Genomic DNA, 18518 nt, shown 5'->3' with positions numbered 1-18518 from the left:
ACAGTACATTTTCAATCAGCACTTTTGAGCCCGGAGCACACCATGGCCTCTCTTGCGATGAACCACATTCTCGAACGCATTGCCCTTTTCCAGTTCACCCCGACGCACTGCGTCCAGGCCCGAGCGATGCTGGGCTGGAGCGTGGAACAACTATCGCGCGAGGCGCAGGTGCCGGTTGAAGACATTCAACGGTTCGAGGCGCAGCAAGAGGTGGCGGACGCAGCGCGGCTGGCGCTGGCTTATCGATTTGAAGCGCTGGGGTTGGTGTTTTTTCCGGGATTCAGGCCGGGGCGTAGTGCGAGTTTGAATGAGGTGAAGCCAGAATCCGCGGTGCGTGGGGATTTTGCGATGGCTGATTGAAAGGGCAAGTTGAACTTTATCCCCAAATAGGTATATTTTCGCATGAGTGCAAGGAAGCCACTCTTGTGGGTCTGCAGTAGCAGGAAAGATCTCAAGCAGATGCCCACGGAGGTACAAGACGTTTTTGGTCACGCATTGGATCTGGCTCAATGTGGCTTGAAGTATCCAGATGCAAAACCATTGAAAGGGTTTGGAGGAGCGGGTGTCCTGGAGTTAATAGAAGACTTCGATACCAACACCTACGGAGCCGTTTATACGGTTCGTTTCGGCTGTGCAATTTACGTTTTGCACTGCTTTCAGAAAAAGTCGAAAAGCGGGATCAAAACCGCCCAGTCAGACATTGATCTGATCAGAAACAGACTTCGAGCAGCCCAGGATCATGCGAAAGGATCAAAAAGCTATGGAGATTGAAATTGAAGTAGGCAGTGGAAACGTCTATCAAGATCTGGACTTACCCAATGCCAGTGAAATGCAGGTCAAGTCGCAGCTCGCAGCAAAAATTGGCGCAATCATTAAGGCGCGTCATCTCACGCAAATTCAGGCCTCGGAAATTCTGGGACTTTCACAACCCAAGCTTTCCGAAATGTTGCGCGGCAAATTTCGCGGAATCAGTGAGGCAAAAATGATGGAGTGCCTGTCTCGTCTCGGACGAGATGTGCAGATCGTAGTCAAATCGGCCCCCCGATCACGCAAAGAGGGCCGGATTGAAGTGGTATTCGCTTGAGGCGAACCCGTCAGGCATTCTGCGCCACCACCTCACCCTCCTCTTCAACCGCCATCCACCACGCACTGCCGCGTTGCGGTTGAGCGATGTTGAACGCTTCGCCCATCTGCGGGGTGGTGATGGGGACGCTGCGTTCCCAGGCCAGGGCGAGGATGCGGTCGAAGGGTTCGTGCCAGGCGTGCATCGCCAGGTCGAAGGTGCCGTTGTGGATCGGGAAGAGCCAGCGGCCCTTTAGGTCGATGTGTGCTTGCAGGGTTTCTTCTGGCTGCATGTGCACGTGTGGCCATTCGACGTTGTAGGCGCCGGTTTCCATCAGGGTCAGGTCGAACGGGCCGTATTGTTCGCCGATGCGTTTGAAGCCGTCGAAGTAGCCGCTGTCACCGCTGAAGAAGATGCGGGTGTCGCCGTCGATCATTACCCAGGATGCCCACAGCGTGCTGTTGCCGTCGAACAGTCCACGACCGGAGAAGTGCTGCGAGGGTGTGGCGATAAAGCGAATGCCGGCGATTTCCGCGCCCTGCCACCAGTCGTACTGGCGGACTTTGCTGGCCTCGATGCCCCATTTGATCAGGGTGTCGCCGACACCCAGCGGCGTGAGGAACAGGTTGGTTTTCGCCGCCAGTCTCAGCACGGCGGCGTAATCGAGGTGGTCGTAATGGTTGTGGGAAAGTATCACCGCTTCGATCGGCGGCAACTGGTCGATGCTGATCGGTGGCTGGTGAAAACGTTTCGGGCCTGCCCACTGCACGGGGGATGCGCGCTCGGCGAACACCGGGTCGGTAATCCAGAATTTGTCGCGCATTTTCAGCAGCAAGGTCGAGTGGCCGAGGCGATAAACGCTGTGATTCGGTGCGGCCAACAGATCTTCACGGGTCAGCGGCTGCACAGGGATCGCGGCGCTGGGCCGGGTAGTGCGCGGTTTGTGAAAGATCATGTTCCACATGATTCGCAGCATTTTGCGCAGGCCTTCACGCTGCACTGGTGCGTGATTGCGGAACAGTCCTTGATCCTGGCGCGAGGCTTCAGGCTTGGAAGTGTTATCCGTGAGCGAAACTGGATTGGCCATGACTGAATGACTCCGGAACACCGCGCATTACACGGCTTTCCAACGTTGGGACGGTTGATGGCCAAGCTGCACGCAGAGGCCGAACTGTCGGTTTTGTAAGCGGCGAGGATTAACGCAACATTACACTGACGGGTGTAGTTTCTAGGTTGCATCAAAGCTGCCGCCAAGTAAACTGCCAAGTGTAATTTCCTCTTTTTTGCCTAAGCGACCTTATGACAGCTCCCCAGCGCCTCACCGAGCGTAAACGTGCAGCCATTATTCAGGCGGCGATTGCCGAATTCCGTGCCAATGGATTCGAGATCACCAGCATGGACAAGATCGCCGCGAGCGCTGGCGTGTCGAAGCGCACGGTGTACAACCACTTCCCCAGTAAGGAAGAGTTGTTCGCGGAAATCCTCAATCAACTGTGGGCGCGCATCAGTGCCGAGCACTCAGTCGCCTACCGCCGCGATGTACCGTTGCGCGAGCAGCTGTGGCCGCTGCTCCAGGCCAAAGTGCAAATGATGGCCGATGAAAACTTTCTGACGCTGGCACGTGTGGCGATCGCGGCAACCATTCACTCGCCCGAGCGCGCGCAGAACATGATCGAGCGCATGGGCGAGCGCGAAGAAGCGCTGACCGTATGGATTCGCGCGGCGCAGGCCGACGGTCGCTTGAAAGCGGTCGACCCGGAATTTGCTGCGCATCAGGTCCAGGGACTGCTGAAGGCCTTTGGTTTCTGGCCACAGATTTCAATGGGCCGCGCCGCGCTGGATGCCGCGACGCAGCAGACCGTGGCCGAATCGGCGCTGGAGATGTTTCTGGCGCGCTATCAGGTCTGAACCTCCTGCCGAACCAGCGCGACCGACGAACGGTTGGCCGCCTGAATAATCCTGCAACGTATTTCAGGAACAATCTTGCGCAGATTGTTCCGGTTAAGTGCGCCTGAGTATCGGTGCAAACCGCTTCGCACGTTGTATAAGAATACCTACAAAGCTCCGGATCATGCCGACAACATGCTTATAATCCCGTCCCGCAAGGCTTGTAGCCATTCAAGACGCCATCCGGCAAATTGCTGACCGCTCGGTCTACCCCCCACAAAACTTATACAAAATTATAAAAACGCACCTTCTTGTACAAGTTTGCGATTTTTTGTATAACTAGCACTCTGCCAGCTAAGGAACGCTGGCATTGAGCAGTCACCGCCGAATGCCGCACCGCGCATTCGGTCTGCCGGCGCGGTAATAGGGACTGAATCCTCGATCTTCCCAATTTCCAGAGTACTGCGAGCATGTTCTTCAATCGCCAAAAATCCATTATTGACGACCTTCAGCGCACCCTCACTGAACAATCCGGCCTGCTCGATGCGATCAATCGCTCAATGGCGGTGATCGAGTTTGATCTGGAGGGCGTGGTGATGCGCGCCAACGACAATTTTCTCAAAACCATGGGCTACACCGCCGAGCAAGCCGTCGGCCAGCCGCATAAGCGTTTCTGCACGCCGGAATTCGGCCGCAGCGCGCAATACACTGAACTGTGGTCACGCCTGAAAAATGGCCAGTTTCAGTCCGGCACGTTTGAGCGGATCAACAGCCAGGGCCAGCCGATCTGGCTCGAAGCCAGTTACAACCCGATCAAGGATGCTGCGGGACGTGTGGTGAAAGTGGTCAAGTACGCCATGGACGTGACCGCCAAGGTGCAACAGGAAAGCGAAGCCAACGCCAAGCTTCAAGCCATTGACCGCGCCATGGCCGTGATCGAGTTCGACCTGGAGGGCAATGTCCTCACCGCCAACCAGAATTTTCTGACGCGCATGGGTTACACGCTCGCCGAGTTGAAGGGTAAACATCACCGTTTGTTCTGCACCTCGGAGTTGGTCAACAGCGGTGCGTATCAGGATTTCTGGCGCCGCTTGAATCAGGGCGAGCTTTTTCATGGGCAGTTCGAACGCGTCGATAAACACGGGCAGATCGTTTGGCTCGAAGCCAACTACAACCCGGTCTACGATGCTGCCGGACGCTTGTGCAAAGTGGTCAAGTTCGCCTCCGACGTCACCGCCCGAGTCGTCCAGCATGAGCAGGACGCACGCAGCGCCAGCGCGGCTTATCACATCTCGGTGGCGACCCGTAAAGTCGCCGAGCAAGGCACGCAGGTGATCCAGCAAGCCGCCAGCGAAATGCGCGAAATCGCCGAAGACATCGCCCAGTCGTCAACGTTGATTGCGCAACTGGGCGAACGCTCCGAACAGATCACCGCCATCGTCAACACCATCCGCGCGATCGCCGACCAGACCAATCTGCTCGCGCTCAACGCCGCCATCGAAGCCGCTCGCGCCGGTGAACAGGGCCGTGGTTTTGCCGTGGTTGCCGACGAAGTGCGACTGTTGGCCGGCCGCACCAGCGGCTCGACCGCAGAAATCTCCAACATGATCGGCCTGATCCAGAGCGAAACCCGCCAGGCCATCAAGAGCATGGAAGGCACCCGTGGCCGAGCGGCGGAAGGGGTCGAGCTGGCCAATCAGGCGGGCACGGTGATCCTGCAGATTCGCGATGGCGCCAGTGAAGCGGTGGAGGCGGTGAGCATGTTTGCCAATGAGCGGGCGCCGGGGTAAGGCGGCTTGGCTCGGGAGCGCGGTGGGATTGAGGTCACCGCCTGACAGCGAAGTGGGTTGCCGCCATCGCCAGCAGGCTGGCTCCCACAGGGATTTGTGAATACCTCGATTCCCTGCTGGTCCCCACAAGTTTCTGTGAATACCTCAAATCCATGCTGGTCCCCACAGGTTTTTGTGCACGCCATGAATCCATTGTGGGAGCCAGCCTGCTGGCGATGGCGGCGACCGGTTCACTACAAGGATTCAGCCCCGCACCAGACTGCGCACCGCCACGATCTCCGGCACTTCCACCTTGCTCATGTAAACGCGCAGCGGTTCGGTGATGTTGATCCGCTCGTCGATGTGTTGATCCCGCAGCAACTGGATCAACTCGCGTTTAAGGGTCATGGTCTGTTCGGTCGCGGGGGCCCAGACGAATTCCCTGGCAGGGATGATGCCGTCATCGGCGACGTCCATGCCGAAGGAATCTTCGCTGAATCTGACGATGTATTGACCGGTCTTGCGGTTGAGGCCGACGAAGCCTTTGAGGTCGTCTGCGGCCTGGCAGATGAGTTGGGAGGTGATGCGCATGGTAAACCTCGCGAATGATGATCGATGGTTTACACGCAGGGCTACTGAGCGGCGCACCCTCTGTCGGAGTGTCTGCCGGGGGCTAGCGTACTGCAAACGGCGCCACAAACACGCAGGAAAATTCGCTTTTAATACGTTTATGTCGGTCCCGCGCTGGCACCCGAGCGCTTCTGTTGTTAAAACAGTGCTCTTTGAAATTGCCTGCGAAAGGAACTCGAACATGCCCGCCACTTTTACCAAAAGCGCTTTGGTCATGACTCTGCTGCTCGGCCTCGGTCAGGCGCAGGCCGCCAGCCACAGCGACCCTGAGGCCATCGCCGCTACCCATGGCATCCCGCACCCGGCGGTAATCGCTCACCGTGGCGCGTCGTTCGATGCGCCGGAATCCACCGTCGCCGCTTATCGACTGGCCCGCGACCTGGGCGCCGATTACCTGGAACTGGATTTGCAGCGCAGCAAGGACGGTGTGTTGTTCGCCCTGCACGATGACAATCTGCAGCGCACCACTGACGTTGCGAGCAAATTTCCTGAGCGCAAGGACAGCCCGGCCACCGCGTTCACCATGGCCGAACTGAAAACCCTCGACGCCGGTAGCTGGTTCAACACCAAGTACCCGGATCGCGCGCGCCCGTCCTACACCGGGCTGAAGATTCTGACCCTCGATGAAATCATCGACATCGCCCGCGCCAATCCGCAGCACAAGCCGGGCCTGTACATCGAAACCAAAGAGCCGCAGTTGTTTCCCGGCATCGAACATGATCTCAAGGAAAAACTGCAGGACCGCGGCTGGCTGAGCCCGGCCGGTTCGAAACTGGCGAAAAGCGCGCTCGGTGTCGGCCAGGGCAAAGGCAAGGTGATCCTGCAGACGTTCGACAAGAACAGCCTGCAATTGCTGGAAAAGGAAATGCCGCAAGTGCCGAAGATCCTGCTGTTGTGGGTCGGCGAAGGCAGCATCGAGCCGAAATCGAACGTGACCTTTGCCGCCTCCGGCGAGAAGGACAAGAACGTTTACTATGGTAAACAGGAACCGAAGTCCGAAGCTGAATTCAAGCAGTGGGTCGACTTCGCCAAGGCCCAGGGCGCTATCGGCACGGGTCCGTCGGCCAAGCTGACCCATGGCGGTGACCAGAGCTATTCGGATCTGGTGCAGCCCTGGATGAATCAGTACACCCATGATCAGGGCATGCTGGTGCATGTCTACACCGTCGATGAGCCGGTGGATTACGAGAAAGTCATGGCGGCCGGTGTCGATGGCATCTTTACCAACCGCGCCAGTGAACTGTTGAAGTTTTACAAGCGCCCGGCGGCTGGTAGTGTTGATGAGGTGTTGAAGAAGAACGGTTTCTGAGTTGTTATCGAGTCGCCTGCTTCGCGAGCAGGCTCGCTCCTACAACGAGCAGGTTTATCGCGAGGCAGAGATTTAAGGGTGAGTTAAGTTGCGCTGGTTAATCTGAACCCACTTACACAGATCAACCACTTCAACGCACAACCAAGGAATGAACCGATGAAAACTTTGACTGCCCTGTTTACTGCCGCTGCCCTGACTCTGACTGCTGGCTTGGCTCAGGCTGACGTACGCATCGACCAGATCCCGCAACTGGTGAAAGATGGCAAGATCAAGTCGCTGGAATCAATGAACGCCGACGCGCTGAAACTGCATCCGGGTGCGACCATAACTGACACCGACCTGGATAACCACTTCAACGGTTATGAGTATGAAGTTGAACTCAAGACGGCTGACGGCAAAGAGTTCGATGTGGACTTTGATGCAACTACCGGCAAAGTGTTGAGCGACAAGCAAGATACTTGATAGAGCGCTGGTAAAGAGCCGCACGATTTAACGATCGTGCGGCTTTTTTGTGGCTGGGTGGCTGGCGTGAGGTTTGGGTTGTCTGGGAGATCGACTCCCCCTCACCCCAGCCCTCTCCCCCAAGGGGGGCGAGGGGGAAAGGGAGCAGATCGGGGGCCATTCAAAGCCTGAGTTCGCCTCGAGATCTCTGATAATCGTTGATCCGTTCAGAGCCTGAGTTCACCTTGAGATCTCTGATAATCGGTGATCCGTTCAGAGCCTGAGTTCACCTCGTCATTTCAGGTCGAGGTATCTCCAACACATACCGCGGTCAGTCCCCTCTCCCTTTGGGAGAGGGCTAGGGTGAGGGCCAAGCCATCACGCCGAACGCACTGACAAACCGGTCACCCAACAAATCAGGCACTCAACCGCGCCGTCACTTCATTCAACTGCCCCGACAGACCATGCAGATTCTGGCTGGCACTCTCGGTGCGCTGCACATTGTCGAGGTTGGTGCTGGCAATCGCGGTGATCTCGGTGAGGTTGCGCGAGATGTCTTCGGCCACCGAAGTCTGCTCCTCAGCCGCAGTAGCGATCTGCCGGTTCATGTCGCGAATCGCTTCCACTGCATGAGTGATGCGTTCGAGCATCGCGCCAGCCTGAGTCACTTGCTCGACGCTTTCATCGCTGCGCGCCTGGCCATTATCGATAGCATGCGCAGCGTCCACCGCGCCGGTCTGCACACTCTGAATGATCTGGTTGATCTCGATAATCGACTCCGCCGTGCGCTGCGCGAGGTTGCGCACTTCGTCGGCGACCACGGCAAATCCACGCCCGGCCTCGCCGGCGCGTGCCGCTTCGATGGCGGCGTTGAGCGCGAGCAGGTTGGTCTGTTCGGCGATGCCGCGAATCACTTCCAGCACTTTGCCGATACGCCCGCTGTCGGCTTCGAGACGGCGGATCACGGTGGCGGTGTTGGCGATTTCGCCGCGCATCTGGGTGATCGAATGGATGGTGGTCTGCATGACCTTCTCGCCCTGCTGCGCAGACTGATCGGCATCGTCGGCAGCGCGAGCGGCGTCGGCGGCGTGGCGTGCGACTTCCTGGGCGGTGGCGGACATTTCGTTCATCGCCGTGGCCACTTGATCGGTGCGGTTGAATTGCTCGTTGGTGCCGCCGGCCATGGTTGTGGCGATGGCGTTCAACTCGCCGCTGGCGCTGTCCAGATCGCTGGCACTGCGCTGCAAACGGGTGAAGGTGTCGGCGAGGAAATCGCGCAAGGTGTTCGCCGCGGTGGCGAGATTGCCCAGCTCGTCCTGCCGCTCGTTGGTCACCCGTTCGGCGAGTTGGCCGCGACTCAATTGGCTCACATAATCGATGAGTTTACGGATCGGCTCGACCAGGTTGCGGTTGACCAGCCACAGGCTCAGCAGGCCGATCAACAGCCCCGACGCCAGCATCACCAACAAGCCGATCCAGACCGTGCGATCGGCGTCGGCACTGATCAGCGCCGACTGCTCGCTGCCCTGCTGGCGCAGTTCTGCCACCAGTTCGCTCATCTGATCGCTGGTCGCGCGGTCCACGCCTTTGACTGCCGCATCGCCCGCCGCTGGATCACCGCCGGCGGCGACGTAGGCATCGCGGCCCTTCTGGTAGGCCGCGCCGAGTTGGCGGTGTTCGTCACGCAGGCGTTCAATGCGGGTTTTCAGGCTCGGCTCGATGCCGTTCTGGCTGGCCAGTTCACCGAGGATTTTCTGCACGTCGCGCTGACGGTCTTCGAACTGGCCCCAGTACTTGGCCAGATCCGCCGGCTGCTTGCCACGCAGCAAAACGTTTTTCCATTCCTGCACCTGCACCTTGAATTGCAGGTTGGCTTCGTCGATCAGTTGCGAGGTGTGCAACGGTCCGGCGAGCAACTGGCTGTAACTCTGTACGCCATTGGACAGGAAATGGAAGCAAGCCAGCGCGATCAACAGCATCGCCAGCAGACTGCCGCTCAACAGGGCGAGCATTTGCGCTCTCAGGGATTTTTGCAGCATCGAAGATACTCACGACAGGGGTGGAGCACGCCCGGAACGAGCGTGAAAAATGGCCGGACCTCCCTGTCGGCGAACCTTGGCTCAAAGCCAATGGCGCGCAACCTAACTCAGCTGAGATCGGCGCGCCAGAGCGCTTCTTGAGAACCTTCCGACCGCCGGTAAGGCATTGATTTGACGCCGCTTTACTGTCACATAACGGTCATGTGACATTGCGATGATGCCGCTCAGGTGAACCTGTAAAACCCGCATCAGCCGCCCTCCTCGCAGCGAGCCGCCATGAACCACAGCCTCGATATCAGCCATCGCGATCCAGACCTGTTCGGCTTGCTTTACGGCTTCCGTTTTCTACCCGGCGAACGCGGTCGCGAAGTCGATTCAGCGACGGCGTTGCGCTGTTTGCAGGACGACAGCGACAGCGGCGAATTCCTCTGGCTGCACTTGAATCTGGCCCACGCCGCCTGTGAGCGCTGGATGAAAAGTCATCTGCAATTGCCGGAAGAATTTTTCGAAGCGCTGCACGAGGGCTCGCGCTCGACGCGCATCGAGCATGTCGACTCGGCATTGCTGGCGGTGGTCAACGACGTGGTGTTCAACCTCAGCAGCATGGTTTCCTCGGACGTCTCGACGCTGTGGGTCTGCGTGCGCAGCAAACTGATCGTCAGCGCACGCCTGCAACCGCTGCACTCGGTGGACAAATTGCGCTCGTCGGTGAAGGCCGGCGAGCGCTTTCGCTCGCCCTCGGAATTGCTCGTGCATCTGCTGCGCGATCAGGGCGAGGTGCTGACGCAGATCGTGCGCAAGACCAGCCTGAGCGTCGATCAGATCGAGGACGAATTGCTTTCCTCGCGGCTGTCGACCAACCGCGCCGAACTTGGCGCCAACCGCCGCGTGCTGGTGCGCCTGCAACGCTTGCTGGCGCTGGAACCGGGTTCGCTGCTGCGCCTGCTCAACCGTCCGCCGCCGTGGTTGCAGAAGGAGGACGTGAAGGAACTGCGCAAGTCCACCGAGGAGTTCGCGCTGATCATCAACGACCTCACCGCCCTCGGTGAGCGAATCAAACTGCTCCAGGAAGAGATCGCCGCCAACCTCAACGAACAGAGCAACCGCACGCTGTTCACCCTCACCGTGGTGACAGTGCTGGCGCTGCCGATCAACATCATCGCCGGTTTCTTCGGCATGAATGTCGGCGGTGTGCCGTTATCACAGGATCCGCACGGGTTCTGGGTACTGGTCGCGCTGGTGGCGACGTTCACCGTAATCGCCGGGCGCTGGGCGTTTCGCAAGCGTGGAGATTATTAAGGTACCCCCGCACACAACACAGCCCCTGTGGGAGCGAGCAGGCTCGCTCCCACAGGGGATTTTCATATGTCTTCGGATCCGTGGTGGGTCTTAAACTCTCAAACACTGATCTGCCGCAGTCTCTCTGTAACATTCTGCAACGATCATGGGCGACATTCCTTCCCTCGCTCAGGATTGTCCGCTCATGGCTACTCCCTCCCTGACCGCCAGCCCCGCCTCTGCCGCTAGCGGCCGGCCCGCGCTGGACAAGAAACCCGGGCCGTTCACCTACGTGATCTTTTTCGCCGTGCTGGCGATGGGCATGCTCTTCACCGCTTACAGCTTGATGCACGACATGCACGAGCTCGGCACGGTGGTGACCACCTGGACGCCGTTTCTGCTGCTTGGCGTGGCGCTGCTGATTGCGCTGGGCTTCGAGTTCGTCAACGGCTTCCATGACACGGCCAACGCGGTGGCGACGGTGATCTACACCCACTCGCTGCCGCCGAATGTGGCGGTGGTCTGGTCGGGCTTTTTCAACTTTCTCGGCGTGCTGCTTTCCAGCGGTGCGGTAGCGTTCGGCATCATCGCGTTGCTGCCGGTGGAGTTGATTCTGCAGGTCGGTTCGTCTGCCGGGTTCGCGATGATTTTCGCGTTACTGATCGCTGCCATTCTGTGGAACCTCGGCACCTGGTGGCTGGGCTTGCCGGCGTCGTCTTCGCACACGTTGATCGGCTCGATCATCGGCGTCGGTGTGGCCAATGCGCTGATGCATGGCCGCGACGGCACCAGCGGTGTCGACTGGGCGCAGGCAACCAAGATCGGTTATGCCTTGCTGCTGTCGCCGCTGGTGGGTTTCGGTTGCGCGGCGCTGTTGCTGCTGGCACTGCGCGCCTTCGTCAAGAATCGCTCGCTGTACAAGGCACCGGAAGGCAACACCCCGCCGCCGCTGTGGATCCGCGGTTTGCTGATCGCCACCTGCACCGGCGTGTCCTTCGCCCACGGCTCCAACGATGGGCAAAAAGGTATGGGCCTGATCATGCTGATTCTGGTTGGCACGTTGCCGATGGCCTACGCTTTGAACCGCACCATGCCGGAAGAACAATCGCTGCAGTTCGCCGCGGTGGCGCAAGTCACCCAGCAGGCGCTGGTGAAAAGCGCACCGCTGCCGGCACCGGCCGATCCGCGTCCGGTCCTTTCCGATTACGTGCGCAGCAAGGAAGCCACACCACAACTGATTCCCGCCCTCGCCGCGCTGACCGGGCACATCGGCGAGCAAGTCAGAGGCTACGGTTCGCTGGCCAAGGTGCCGGCCGAAGCCATGGGCAACGTGCGCAACGACATGTACCTGGCCAGCGAAAGCATTCGCCTGATGGACAAGAACAAGGTCGGCAACTTCGACGCTGACACCAGCAGCAAACTGCAATTGTTCAAACAGCAGATCGACAACGCGACACGGTTTATTCCGCTGTGGGTGAAGATTGCCGTGGCCATCGCGCTGGGGCTCGGCACCATGGTCGGCTGGAAACGCATCGTGGTGACCGTCGGCGAGAAGATCGGCAAGACTCACCTGACTTATGCGCAAGGTGCCTCGGCGGAAACCGTGGCGATGCTGACTATCGGCGCGGCGGACATGTTCGGTTTGCCGGTCTCGACCACCCATGTGCTGTCGTCCGGCGTGGCCGGGACCATGGTCGCCAATGGCGGTGGATTGCAGATGAAGACCATCCGCAATTTGCTAATGGCGTGGGTGCTGACCTTGCCGGCGGCGATTTTGCTGTCGGGCAGCCTGTACTGGCTGTTCACCCAGATTTTCTGAGCAAATGAGAATCCCTGTGGGAGCTAGCCTGCTAGCGATTGCAATCTGTCAGTTCATATCAATGGTGACTGACACACCGCAATCGCTAGCAGGCTAGCTCCCACAGTTTGATGAGTGGTGTCAGTCAGAGCGTCGACTGAACCACACCCCCCAGCCAATCCATGAACACCCGCACCCGCAGCGGCAGATGCCGTTGCCGCGCATACAGCAGCGAAATCGCCATCGCCGGTGCGGTGTATTGCGGCAGCACGGTGACCAGTTCGCCGTTTTCCAGATGCGGCTGCATGCCGGTGCGCGGTACTTGAGTCAGGCCGAAACCACCGAGGCAGGCCGCCTCATAGGCATCGGTGCTGTTGACCGTGATGCTGCCGGCCATCGCCAAGCGTCGCACCTCGCCGCCCTCCTCGTAGACAAAACCCTCCGAACGCGACCCGAGCACCCCGACGTAATGCACCAGCCGATGCTGCGCGAGGTCTTCCAGGGTTTGTGGCACGCCGTAGCGTTCGAGGTACGCGGGGCTGGCGCAGTTGATCATCGAGAAGTCGCCGAGGTGCCGCGCCACCACCGATTGATCCGGTTGCGCGCCGACGCGCAGCACGCAATCGAAACCTTCGCTGAGCAGGTCGACACGGCGGTCGGTGCTGCTGATTTCCAGCTGCAGGTTCGGGTGCCGAGCCATGAACTGCGGCAGACGCGGCATGACCAGGCGCCGGGCGAGAATGTTCGGCATGTCGACGCGGATGCGCCCGGTCAGCGAGGCCTCGTCCTGGCGGAACAAGCCTTCGATCTCGTCCATGTGCGACAGCAGATCCTTGCTGCGCTCGTACAGGACCATCCCGTCCTGAGTCGCTTGCACCTTGCGCGTGGTGCGCTGCAACAAGCGCGTGCCAAGCAGGGCTTCCAGCGCCTGCACATGCTCGGACACGGTCGAGCGCGGCAGGCCCAGGCTTTCGCCGGCGAGGGTGAAACTCGACAGTTCGCTGACCCGCACGAAGGTGCGCAGCAGTTCCAGCTTGTTCATTTTGGCGCCCCGGGATTGTTCGGCTGATCCGATCAGTGATTCCGTTTTCACTCTGTTTATCAGCTTGAGGCGGATAAATAAACTTTGATCCATCCCCACTCAACGCAATCGGAGCAAGCCCCATGAACCGTAAAATCGCATTGATCACCGGCGCCAGCCGTGGCCTGGGCAAAAACGCCGCGCTGCACCTCGCCGCGCAAAACATCGACATCATTGGCACCTACCACAGCCGCGCTGACGAGGCACAGGCGCTGGTCAGCGAACTGCAAGCGCTCGGCGCCAAAGCCGTCATGCTGCAACTGGACGTTGGCCGCAGTGACAGCTTTGCCGAATTCGGCGCGCGGGTTGAGCAGGCCTTGCGGCAAACCTTCGACCGTCAGCGCTTCGATTTTCTGGTCAACAATGCCGGGATTGGCGTGCATGCCTTGTTCGCCGATACCACGCCGGATCAGTTCGATCTGCTGATGAATGTGCAGTTGAAGGGGCCGTTTTTCCTGACTCAACAGTTGCTGCCGTTGATCAACGACGGCGGGCGCATCGTCAATGTTTCCAGCGGCCTGACCCGCTTCAGCCTGCCCGGTTACGGCGCTTATGCAGCGATGAAAGGCGCGATGGAAGTGCTGACGCGTTATCAAGCCAAGGAGTTGGGGGCACGGCAGATCGGCGTGAACATTCTTGCACCGGGCGCCATCGAGACTGATTTTGGTGGCGGTGCCGTGCGCGACAATTCGGCGTTGAATGCGATGGTCGCCAGCAACACGGCGCTCGGTCGCGCCGGGCAACCGGACGATATTGGCGGCGCGCTGGCGTTGTTGCTGTCCGACGGTGGTCGGTGGATCAACGGCCAGCGTGTCGAGGCGTCCGGCGGCATGTTTCTCTGATTTGAAACGCAGCAATCGCAGCCTTGGTCGGCTGCGATTTTGCGTTTACCCCTGACAGACGTTGCGCGATACGAAGCGCTCCCGCAGCACGTCGTAACCCCAGTGATACACGTAGGTGTACGGCAGGAAAAACAGCAGCACGCCGATGTCGAGTAAAAACGCCTGCCAGAGGCTGACCGACAGCCACCAGGCGATCAGCGGCACGCCCATCACGATCAAGCCGCCTTCGAACAGCAGCGCATGCACCACCCGCACCCAGGCGTTATGGGCAATGTTCAGACGTACCAACACGCGATCAAAGAACCGGTTGAACACCACGTTCCAGCCCAGCGCCAGCAGCGCGATCAGCACCGTCACCGCGCCCATGTCGAGCAGCGGTTTTTGCAACAGCCACGCCAGCAACGGCGTGCAGATCAGGATCGCCAGCAGCTCGAAACCGATAGCCTGGAAAATACGTTCAGTGATGGATTTGTTGGCAGTCATGGCGTGACTCCTTGAGTGAAGATGGTTGCCATGATCAACCGTCGAACCGATACTTCATAACCAATAACCATCGATCAAGGCGATAGTTGATGATTTCGCAGGAAGTGCTGTTGGCGTTCGTGCAGGCGGCGACGCAGGGTTCGTTTTCCGCGGCGGCGCGCAAACTGGGGCGCAGTCAGTCGACTATCAGCGCGGCGGTGGCGAGCCTGGAGATCGATCTGGATGTGGTGCTGTTCGACCGCAGCAGCCGCAAGCCGACCCTGACCCCGGCCGGGCATGTCCTGCTGCAACGGGCCGAGGCGATTCTGGCGGCGAGCAATCGCCTGGAGATGACCGCACGGCAATTGTCGCAAGGCGTCGAGCCGAAGCTGACGGTGGCGATTTCCGACACCTATCAGTCGTATCGTTTCGAGGCAGCGCTGGTGGAGTTCGAACAGCGCTACCCGGATCTGCAGCTGGAATGCCTAATCGCCGAGTGCGAGGACTTGATCGAACTGGTCCAGCGCGGCCGCGCGCATCTGGCCTTCGCCGAAATGCAGGAAGCCTACCCGCCAGATCTGGTGACCTCGACCGTGGCCGAACGCACCGAGATTGCGCTATTCGTCAACCGCCAGCATGTGCTGGCGAAGCTTGAACAGGTGGATCAGCAACTGCTTGAGGAGCATCGCGAGTTGCGCCTGGCAACCATCGTCAATCCGTATGACAGCCGTGGCAAAGGCCGTGTGTGGTCGGCGCCGAGCTATCTGATGCTGCTGGAAATGGCCGAAAAAGGTTTTGGCTGGGCACCGCTGCCGCGCTGGCTGGCGCAGCGCTATGGCAATGACTTGCTGGTGGAACTGAACGTGCGCGGCTGGCCGAAACCGGTGTTTGTCGATGCGCTGTGGTCACGCCTGTATCCACCGGGGCCGGCGGGGAGCTGGTTGTTGGGGAAGATGCTGGAATAGTGCTTGGCTTGAATAAAAGCCCCTCATCGGAACGCCGCCCGCCCAGCCCTCTCCCGGAGGGAGAGGGCGCTGACCGAGGTGTCTTGCGTCATGCATCGACCTGCAACAACGAGTCGATTACCGATTCACAGCAAATCACTCAGGTCGGCAAATTTCACCAATATCCCCCAATCAGTCCCCTCTCCCTCTGGGAGAGGGTTAGGGTGAGGGCATTCCCAGCGCCAGAAGCCGCCCTTCAATAAACCGCCGCTCTGGCTCCTGCCGGGTCAACGCCAACGCCCGCTGATACGCCTCGCGCGCCTCCGCCACACGCCCCAACTGCCGACAAAACTCCGCCCGTGCCGAATGCGCCAGGTGGTAATCCTGCAATTCGCCACGCTGCAAAATCCCTTCAATCAGACTCAACCCCACCCCCGCCCCATCGCGCTTGGCCACCGCCACCGCGCGATTGAGCTCGATCACCGGCGACGGCAGCGCCCGCAGCAGCACGTCATACAGCCCGACGATCTGCACCCAATCGGTTTGCGCTGCGTTCGGCGCCTCGGCGTGTACTGCGGCAATCGCCGCCTGCAAACAATATGGGCCGAACCGCCGAGTGCTCAGCGCGCGCTCGACCAGCGCACAGCCTTCGGTGATCAACCCGGCGTCCCACAAGGCGCGATCCTGATCGTCCAGCAGTACCAGCTCGCCGCTCGACGAAGTGCGCGCCGGTCGCCGCGATTCGTGTAGCAGCATCAGCGCCAGCAAACCCATTACTTCCGGCTCCGGCAGCAACTCCATCAACAGGCGCCCGAGGCGAATGGCCTCGCGCGTGAGATCTTCGCGGGTCAGCTCAAGGCCGATCGACGCCGAATAACCTTCGTTGAACACCAGATAAATCACCCGCAACACGCTGTCGAGGCGTTCGGGCAATTCCTTCAGAGTCGGCACTTGATAGGGAATTTTCGCGTCACGAATCTTGGCTTTCGCGCGCACGATGCGCTGGGCGATCGCCGCCGGTGCGGAAAGGAAGGCGCGGGCGATTTCTTCGGTGGTCAGGTCGCAGACTTCGCGCAACGTCAGCGGCACTTGCGCGTCCGCCGCCAGCGCCGGGTGGCAGCAGGTGAAGATCAGCCGCAGGCGATCGTCCTCCACGTCCTCGCCACTCCAGTCGGCCTGTTCGAGTTCTTCCAGTTGCGCCAGCAGCAATGGTTGCGAAGCTTTGAACCGTGCGCGCCGCCGCAACACATCAATCGCCTTGAAGCGCCCGGTCGAGACCAGCCAGGTGCGCGGATTGTCCGGCACGCCGTCGCGCTGCCAGCGCTCGACCGCGACGAAGAACGCCTCGTGCAAGGCTTCTTCGGCGAGGTCGAAATCGCCAAGCAGGCGGATCAGCGTCGCCAGAATTCGCCGCGAATCCTGGCGATAAACCTGCTCGACCCGCGCCCGCACCTCAGACATTCAACTGCCGCACCGGTCGTACCTCAACGCTGCCGACCCGCGCAGCCGGAATGTTGCCGGCGACCTGCAGCGCTTCGTTGAGATCCTTGGCGTCGATCAGGTAGAACCCGGCCAGTTGCTCCTTGGTTTCGGCAAACGGGCCATCGGTGATCGACAGTTTGCCGTTGCGCATTCTGACCGTGGTGGCGGTCTGCACCGACTCCAGCGCTTCGGCGGCAACCATCCGCCCGCTGCCCTGGATCGACTCGGCGTAGGCCCAGCATTCGGCGTCTTCGGGGCTGTCGGGCGACGAATGCAGCAGGCGCTCGTCGCTGTAGACCAGGCATAAATACTTCATGGCATTCTCCTGATTCGAACGGTTCAACTATGGCTGAAGATCAGGGCTGCACATCGAACAGGGTCGCGCCGCTCATCGGATCGAACGGCGCCGACCAATGCTCATGGACGATTTTCCACGCCCCGTCGACCTGCCGATAACACGCGGTGACGCGCATCCAGCAGCTCTGGATTTCGCCTTTTTCATTGGTCCCGCCGCAGTTGGCGACCCAGTGGGCGAAGGCAATGTTGTCGGCGCTTTCAATGGCGATTTCGTGAAACTCGAAAACGTGCGGGCCGGGGCACATTTCCATGCACTCGACCCAATGCGCGCGGTACGCCACTTTGCCTTTGAATTGCAAAGCCTTGATCGCATCGAACGAGACGATGTCGTCGGCGTACAGGGCCATGACTTTTTCGACGTCCTTGGTCATCACCGCTTCGCGGTAAGTGTTGATCAGGGTCTGGATTTCGCTGTGTGCGTTCATGGTGTTCTCCGTGGTTTCTGTGGGAAGACACCCTTAGTCGTTTGTGCTTTTCGCAGATCGACAGGCCAAACAAAAATATTTCACGACGCCAATATCGCTAGAATCCGAGGCTCACTCTTTGTAGGAAAAAGGAAATTCCCGTGTTAGCCAGACTCGTGCCGTACGACAGCCTGAACGCCTTGCAGCGTCAGCAAGTCGAGGCGATTGAAATCCATGCCGAACAGATCAAGTTCTCCGGCGACATTCACGGTGCGTTGCACACGCTGCTGTCGAAACCCGGCCCCGGCGTAAAAGGTTTCGCCCTGCTGGCGGACGAGGTGCCGGTGGCGTTTCTGCTGCTCAAGCGTCCGCCGGTGCTACCCGACTGGGCCAATGAACACAGCGCCACATTGCACGCGTTGCAGGTCGATCGTCGCGCGCAAGGCAAGGGCTACGGCAAGGCATGTCTGCAAGCGTTGCCCGCCGTCGCGCGTGAAGCCTGGCCGGAAGTCAAAGGGCTGGAGCTGTCGGTGGATGCCGACAACGAAGCGGCCATCGCGCTGTATGTCAAACATGGCTATGTCGACAGCGGCGAGGCGTACAAGGGCCGGATCGGGTACGAGCGGCGCATGGGGCTGTTTTTCTGAATATGTGAAATTCCGAATCCGTGAACTCTGGCCAACAACCCTCTACTGACACACCATGGTCCTTTGTAGGAGTGAGCCTGCTCGC

The 18518-nt window shown here is 59.7% G+C and carries 20 protein-coding genes and 1 pseudogene; 13 read left to right on the top strand and 8 right to left on the bottom strand.

What is annotated here, in order from left to right:
• Positions 1 to 42 precede the first annotated feature (42 nt).
• From V6F91_RS17890 to V6F91_RS17880, 3 genes are read left to right on the top strand one after another with little or no spacing between them, the layout of a single operon-like run.
• Positions 43 to 360, top strand: a complete 318-nt coding sequence (locus V6F91_RS17890; RefSeq protein ID WP_332766671.1) for an XRE family transcriptional regulator — start codon at positions 43 to 45, stop codon at positions 358 to 360.
• Positions 361 to 402: 42 nt separating this feature from the next.
• Complete coding sequence (locus V6F91_RS17885) at positions 403 to 771, top strand: type II toxin-antitoxin system RelE/ParE family toxin (RefSeq protein ID WP_332766669.1); 369 nt, start codon at positions 403 to 405, stop codon at positions 769 to 771.
• Positions 761 to 1084 carry a helix-turn-helix transcriptional regulator gene (locus tag V6F91_RS17880; protein WP_332766667.1) on the top strand — a complete coding sequence of 108 codons (324 nt, stop codon included), beginning with the start codon at positions 761 to 763 and terminating at the stop codon, positions 1082 to 1084. The genes V6F91_RS17885 and V6F91_RS17880 overlap by 11 nt, the downstream gene beginning before the upstream one ends.
• 10 nt (positions 1085 to 1094) lie before the next feature.
• Here V6F91_RS17880 and V6F91_RS17875 read toward each other — a convergent pair whose 3' ends face one another.
• Positions 1095 to 2150 (bottom strand): MBL fold metallo-hydrolase, encoded by a 1056-nt coding sequence (locus tag V6F91_RS17875; RefSeq protein WP_332766665.1) that lies wholly within the window; start codon positions 2148 to 2150, stop codon positions 1095 to 1097.
• 212 nt (positions 2151 to 2362) lie between these two features.
• Between V6F91_RS17875 and V6F91_RS17870 the strand changes: the two genes are divergently transcribed.
• The 3 genes and pseudogenes from V6F91_RS17870 to V6F91_RS27520 all read left to right on the top strand — a co-directional run bounded on the left by V6F91_RS17870 (position 2363) and on the right by V6F91_RS27520 (position 4740).
• On the top strand, positions 2363 to 2971 hold the full coding sequence (locus tag V6F91_RS17870; RefSeq protein ID WP_332766663.1) for a TetR/AcrR family transcriptional regulator: 609 nt from the start codon (positions 2363 to 2365) through the stop codon (positions 2969 to 2971).
• A 449-nt stretch (positions 2972 to 3420) separates the two neighbouring features.
• A pseudogene (locus V6F91_RS27525) lies at positions 3421 to 4185 on the top strand (PAS domain-containing protein); the annotation flags it as partial.
• Positions 4159 to 4740: a methyl-accepting chemotaxis protein gene (locus tag V6F91_RS27520; protein ID WP_423815338.1), complete on the top strand. Its 582-nt coding sequence runs from the start codon at positions 4159 to 4161 to the stop codon at positions 4738 to 4740. The pseudogene V6F91_RS27525 and the gene V6F91_RS27520, both read left to right, overlap by 27 nt.
• 243 nt (positions 4741 to 4983) lie before the next feature.
• Here the strand turns inward: V6F91_RS27520 and V6F91_RS17860 are convergent, their stop codons facing one another.
• Complete coding sequence (locus V6F91_RS17860) at positions 4984 to 5310, bottom strand: DUF2025 family protein (RefSeq protein WP_332766659.1); 327 nt, start codon at positions 5308 to 5310, stop codon at positions 4984 to 4986.
• A 220-nt stretch (positions 5311 to 5530) separates the two neighbouring features.
• Here V6F91_RS17860 and V6F91_RS17855 point away from each other — a divergent pair, with 220 nt between their 5' ends.
• Positions 5531 to 6658: a glycerophosphodiester phosphodiesterase gene (locus V6F91_RS17855; protein WP_332766657.1), complete on the top strand. Its 1128-nt coding sequence runs from the start codon at positions 5531 to 5533 to the stop codon at positions 6656 to 6658.
• Positions 6659 to 6814: 156 nt separating this feature from the next.
• Complete coding sequence (locus V6F91_RS17850) at positions 6815 to 7120, top strand: PepSY domain-containing protein (RefSeq protein WP_332766655.1); 306 nt, start codon at positions 6815 to 6817, stop codon at positions 7118 to 7120.
• Positions 7121 to 7515: 395 nt separating this feature from the next.
• Here the strand turns inward: V6F91_RS17850 and V6F91_RS17845 are convergent, their stop codons facing one another.
• Entirely contained in the window at positions 7516 to 9138 is a 1623-nt protein-coding gene (locus V6F91_RS17845) for a methyl-accepting chemotaxis protein (protein WP_332766653.1), read from the bottom strand.
• A gap of 276 nt (positions 9139 to 9414) precedes the next feature.
• Between V6F91_RS17845 and V6F91_RS17840 the strand changes: the two genes are divergently transcribed.
• Complete coding sequence (locus tag V6F91_RS17840) at positions 9415 to 10437, top strand: transporter (RefSeq protein ID WP_090285469.1); 1023 nt, start codon at positions 9415 to 9417, stop codon at positions 10435 to 10437.
• A 184-nt stretch (positions 10438 to 10621) separates the two neighbouring features.
• A complete protein-coding gene (locus V6F91_RS17835; protein WP_332766649.1) occupies positions 10622 to 12235 on the top strand; it encodes an inorganic phosphate transporter in 1614 nt (537 codons plus the stop codon).
• 124 nt (positions 12236 to 12359) lie between these two features.
• Here V6F91_RS17835 and V6F91_RS17830 read toward each other — a convergent pair whose 3' ends face one another.
• On the bottom strand, positions 12360 to 13256 hold the full coding sequence (locus V6F91_RS17830; protein WP_332766647.1) for a LysR family transcriptional regulator: 897 nt from the start codon (positions 13254 to 13256) through the stop codon (positions 12360 to 12362).
• A 122-nt stretch (positions 13257 to 13378) separates the two neighbouring features.
• Here V6F91_RS17830 and V6F91_RS17825 point away from each other — a divergent pair, with 122 nt between their 5' ends.
• Positions 13379 to 14137, top strand: coding sequence for an SDR family NAD(P)-dependent oxidoreductase (locus V6F91_RS17825; RefSeq protein WP_332766645.1), 759 nt, complete (start codon positions 13379 to 13381; stop codon positions 14135 to 14137).
• A gap of 45 nt (positions 14138 to 14182) precedes the next feature.
• Here the strand turns inward: V6F91_RS17825 and V6F91_RS17820 are convergent, their stop codons facing one another.
• Positions 14183 to 14620, bottom strand: a complete 438-nt coding sequence (locus V6F91_RS17820; RefSeq protein ID WP_332766643.1) for a multidrug/biocide efflux PACE transporter — start codon at positions 14618 to 14620, stop codon at positions 14183 to 14185.
• An 89-nt stretch (positions 14621 to 14709) separates the two neighbouring features.
• Between V6F91_RS17820 and V6F91_RS17815 the strand changes: the two genes are divergently transcribed.
• On the top strand, positions 14710 to 15564 hold the full coding sequence (locus V6F91_RS17815) for a LysR family transcriptional regulator (RefSeq protein ID WP_332766641.1): 855 nt from the start codon (positions 14710 to 14712) through the stop codon (positions 15562 to 15564).
• A gap of 198 nt (positions 15565 to 15762) precedes the next feature.
• Here V6F91_RS17815 and V6F91_RS17810 read toward each other — a convergent pair whose 3' ends face one another.
• From V6F91_RS17810 to V6F91_RS17800, 3 genes are read right to left on the bottom strand one after another with little or no spacing between them, the layout of a single operon-like run.
• Positions 15763 to 17004, bottom strand: coding sequence for an RNA polymerase sigma factor (locus tag V6F91_RS17810; RefSeq protein WP_332766639.1), 1242 nt, complete (start codon positions 17002 to 17004; stop codon positions 15763 to 15765).
• The gene (locus tag V6F91_RS17805) at positions 16997 to 17341 is read right to left on the bottom strand and encodes a YciI family protein (protein WP_077574226.1); all 345 of its coding nucleotides are present in this window, start codon (positions 17339 to 17341) and stop codon (positions 16997 to 16999) included. The genes V6F91_RS17810 and V6F91_RS17805 overlap by 8 nt, the downstream gene beginning before the upstream one ends.
• A gap of 40 nt (positions 17342 to 17381) precedes the next feature.
• Positions 17382 to 17807: a YybH family protein gene (locus tag V6F91_RS17800; RefSeq protein WP_332766634.1), complete on the bottom strand. Its 426-nt coding sequence runs from the start codon at positions 17805 to 17807 to the stop codon at positions 17382 to 17384.
• Between the two features lie 140 nt (positions 17808 to 17947).
• On the opposite strand from V6F91_RS17800, the gene V6F91_RS17795 reads away from it, so the two are divergent.
• A complete protein-coding gene (locus tag V6F91_RS17795) occupies positions 17948 to 18433 on the top strand; it encodes a GNAT family N-acetyltransferase (RefSeq protein ID WP_332766633.1) in 486 nt (161 codons plus the stop codon).
• Positions 18434 to 18518: the final 85 nt, after the last annotated feature.

The sequence above is a fragment of the Pseudomonas koreensis genome (genome assembly GCF_036668835.1).
Lineage (GTDB): Bacteria > Pseudomonadota > Gammaproteobacteria > Pseudomonadales > Pseudomonadaceae > Aquipseudomonas > Aquipseudomonas koreensis_I.
This window is presented reverse-complemented; position numbering and strand designations above follow the sequence as displayed.

What these genes read in the sequence shown, in the direction of transcription:
- V6F91_RS17890 (WP_332766671.1), top strand. Translation starts at nt 43, where the DNA reads ATGGCCTCTCTTGCGATGAACCACATTCTCGAACGCATTGCCCTTTTC.
- V6F91_RS17885 (WP_332766669.1), top strand. Translation starts at nt 403, where the DNA reads ATGAGTGCAAGGAAGCCACTCTTGTGGGTCTGCAGTAGCAGGAAAGAT.
- V6F91_RS17880 (WP_332766667.1), top strand. Translation starts at nt 761, where the DNA reads ATGGAGATTGAAATTGAAGTAGGCAGTGGAAACGTCTATCAAGATCTG.
- V6F91_RS17875 (WP_332766665.1), bottom strand. Translation starts at nt 2,150, where the DNA reads ATGGCCAATCCAGTTTCGCTCACGGATAACACTTCCAAGCCTGAAGCC.
- V6F91_RS17870 (WP_332766663.1), top strand. Translation starts at nt 2,363, where the DNA reads ATGACAGCTCCCCAGCGCCTCACCGAGCGTAAACGTGCAGCCATTATT.
- V6F91_RS17860 (WP_332766659.1), bottom strand. Translation starts at nt 5,310, where the DNA reads ATGCGCATCACCTCCCAACTCATCTGCCAGGCCGCAGACGACCTCAAA.
- V6F91_RS17855 (WP_332766657.1), top strand. Translation starts at nt 5,531, where the DNA reads ATGCCCGCCACTTTTACCAAAAGCGCTTTGGTCATGACTCTGCTGCTC.
- V6F91_RS17850 (WP_332766655.1), top strand. Translation starts at nt 6,815, where the DNA reads ATGAAAACTTTGACTGCCCTGTTTACTGCCGCTGCCCTGACTCTGACT.
- V6F91_RS17845 (WP_332766653.1), bottom strand. Translation starts at nt 9,138, where the DNA reads ATGCTGCAAAAATCCCTGAGAGCGCAAATGCTCGCCCTGTTGAGCGGC.
- V6F91_RS17840 (WP_090285469.1), top strand. Translation starts at nt 9,415, where the DNA reads ATGAACCACAGCCTCGATATCAGCCATCGCGATCCAGACCTGTTCGGC.
- V6F91_RS17835 (WP_332766649.1), top strand. Translation starts at nt 10,622, where the DNA reads ATGGCTACTCCCTCCCTGACCGCCAGCCCCGCCTCTGCCGCTAGCGGC.
- V6F91_RS17830 (WP_332766647.1), bottom strand. Translation starts at nt 13,256, where the DNA reads ATGAACAAGCTGGAACTGCTGCGCACCTTCGTGCGGGTCAGCGAACTG.
- V6F91_RS17825 (WP_332766645.1), top strand. Translation starts at nt 13,379, where the DNA reads ATGAACCGTAAAATCGCATTGATCACCGGCGCCAGCCGTGGCCTGGGC.
- V6F91_RS17820 (WP_332766643.1), bottom strand. Translation starts at nt 14,620, where the DNA reads ATGACTGCCAACAAATCCATCACTGAACGTATTTTCCAGGCTATCGGT.
- V6F91_RS17815 (WP_332766641.1), top strand. Translation starts at nt 14,710, where the DNA reads ATGATTTCGCAGGAAGTGCTGTTGGCGTTCGTGCAGGCGGCGACGCAG.
- V6F91_RS17810 (WP_332766639.1), bottom strand. Translation starts at nt 17,004, where the DNA reads ATGTCTGAGGTGCGGGCGCGGGTCGAGCAGGTTTATCGCCAGGATTCG.
- V6F91_RS17805 (WP_077574226.1), bottom strand. Translation starts at nt 17,341, where the DNA reads ATGAAGTATTTATGCCTGGTCTACAGCGACGAGCGCCTGCTGCATTCG.
- V6F91_RS17800 (WP_332766634.1), bottom strand. Translation starts at nt 17,807, where the DNA reads ATGAACGCACACAGCGAAATCCAGACCCTGATCAACACTTACCGCGAA.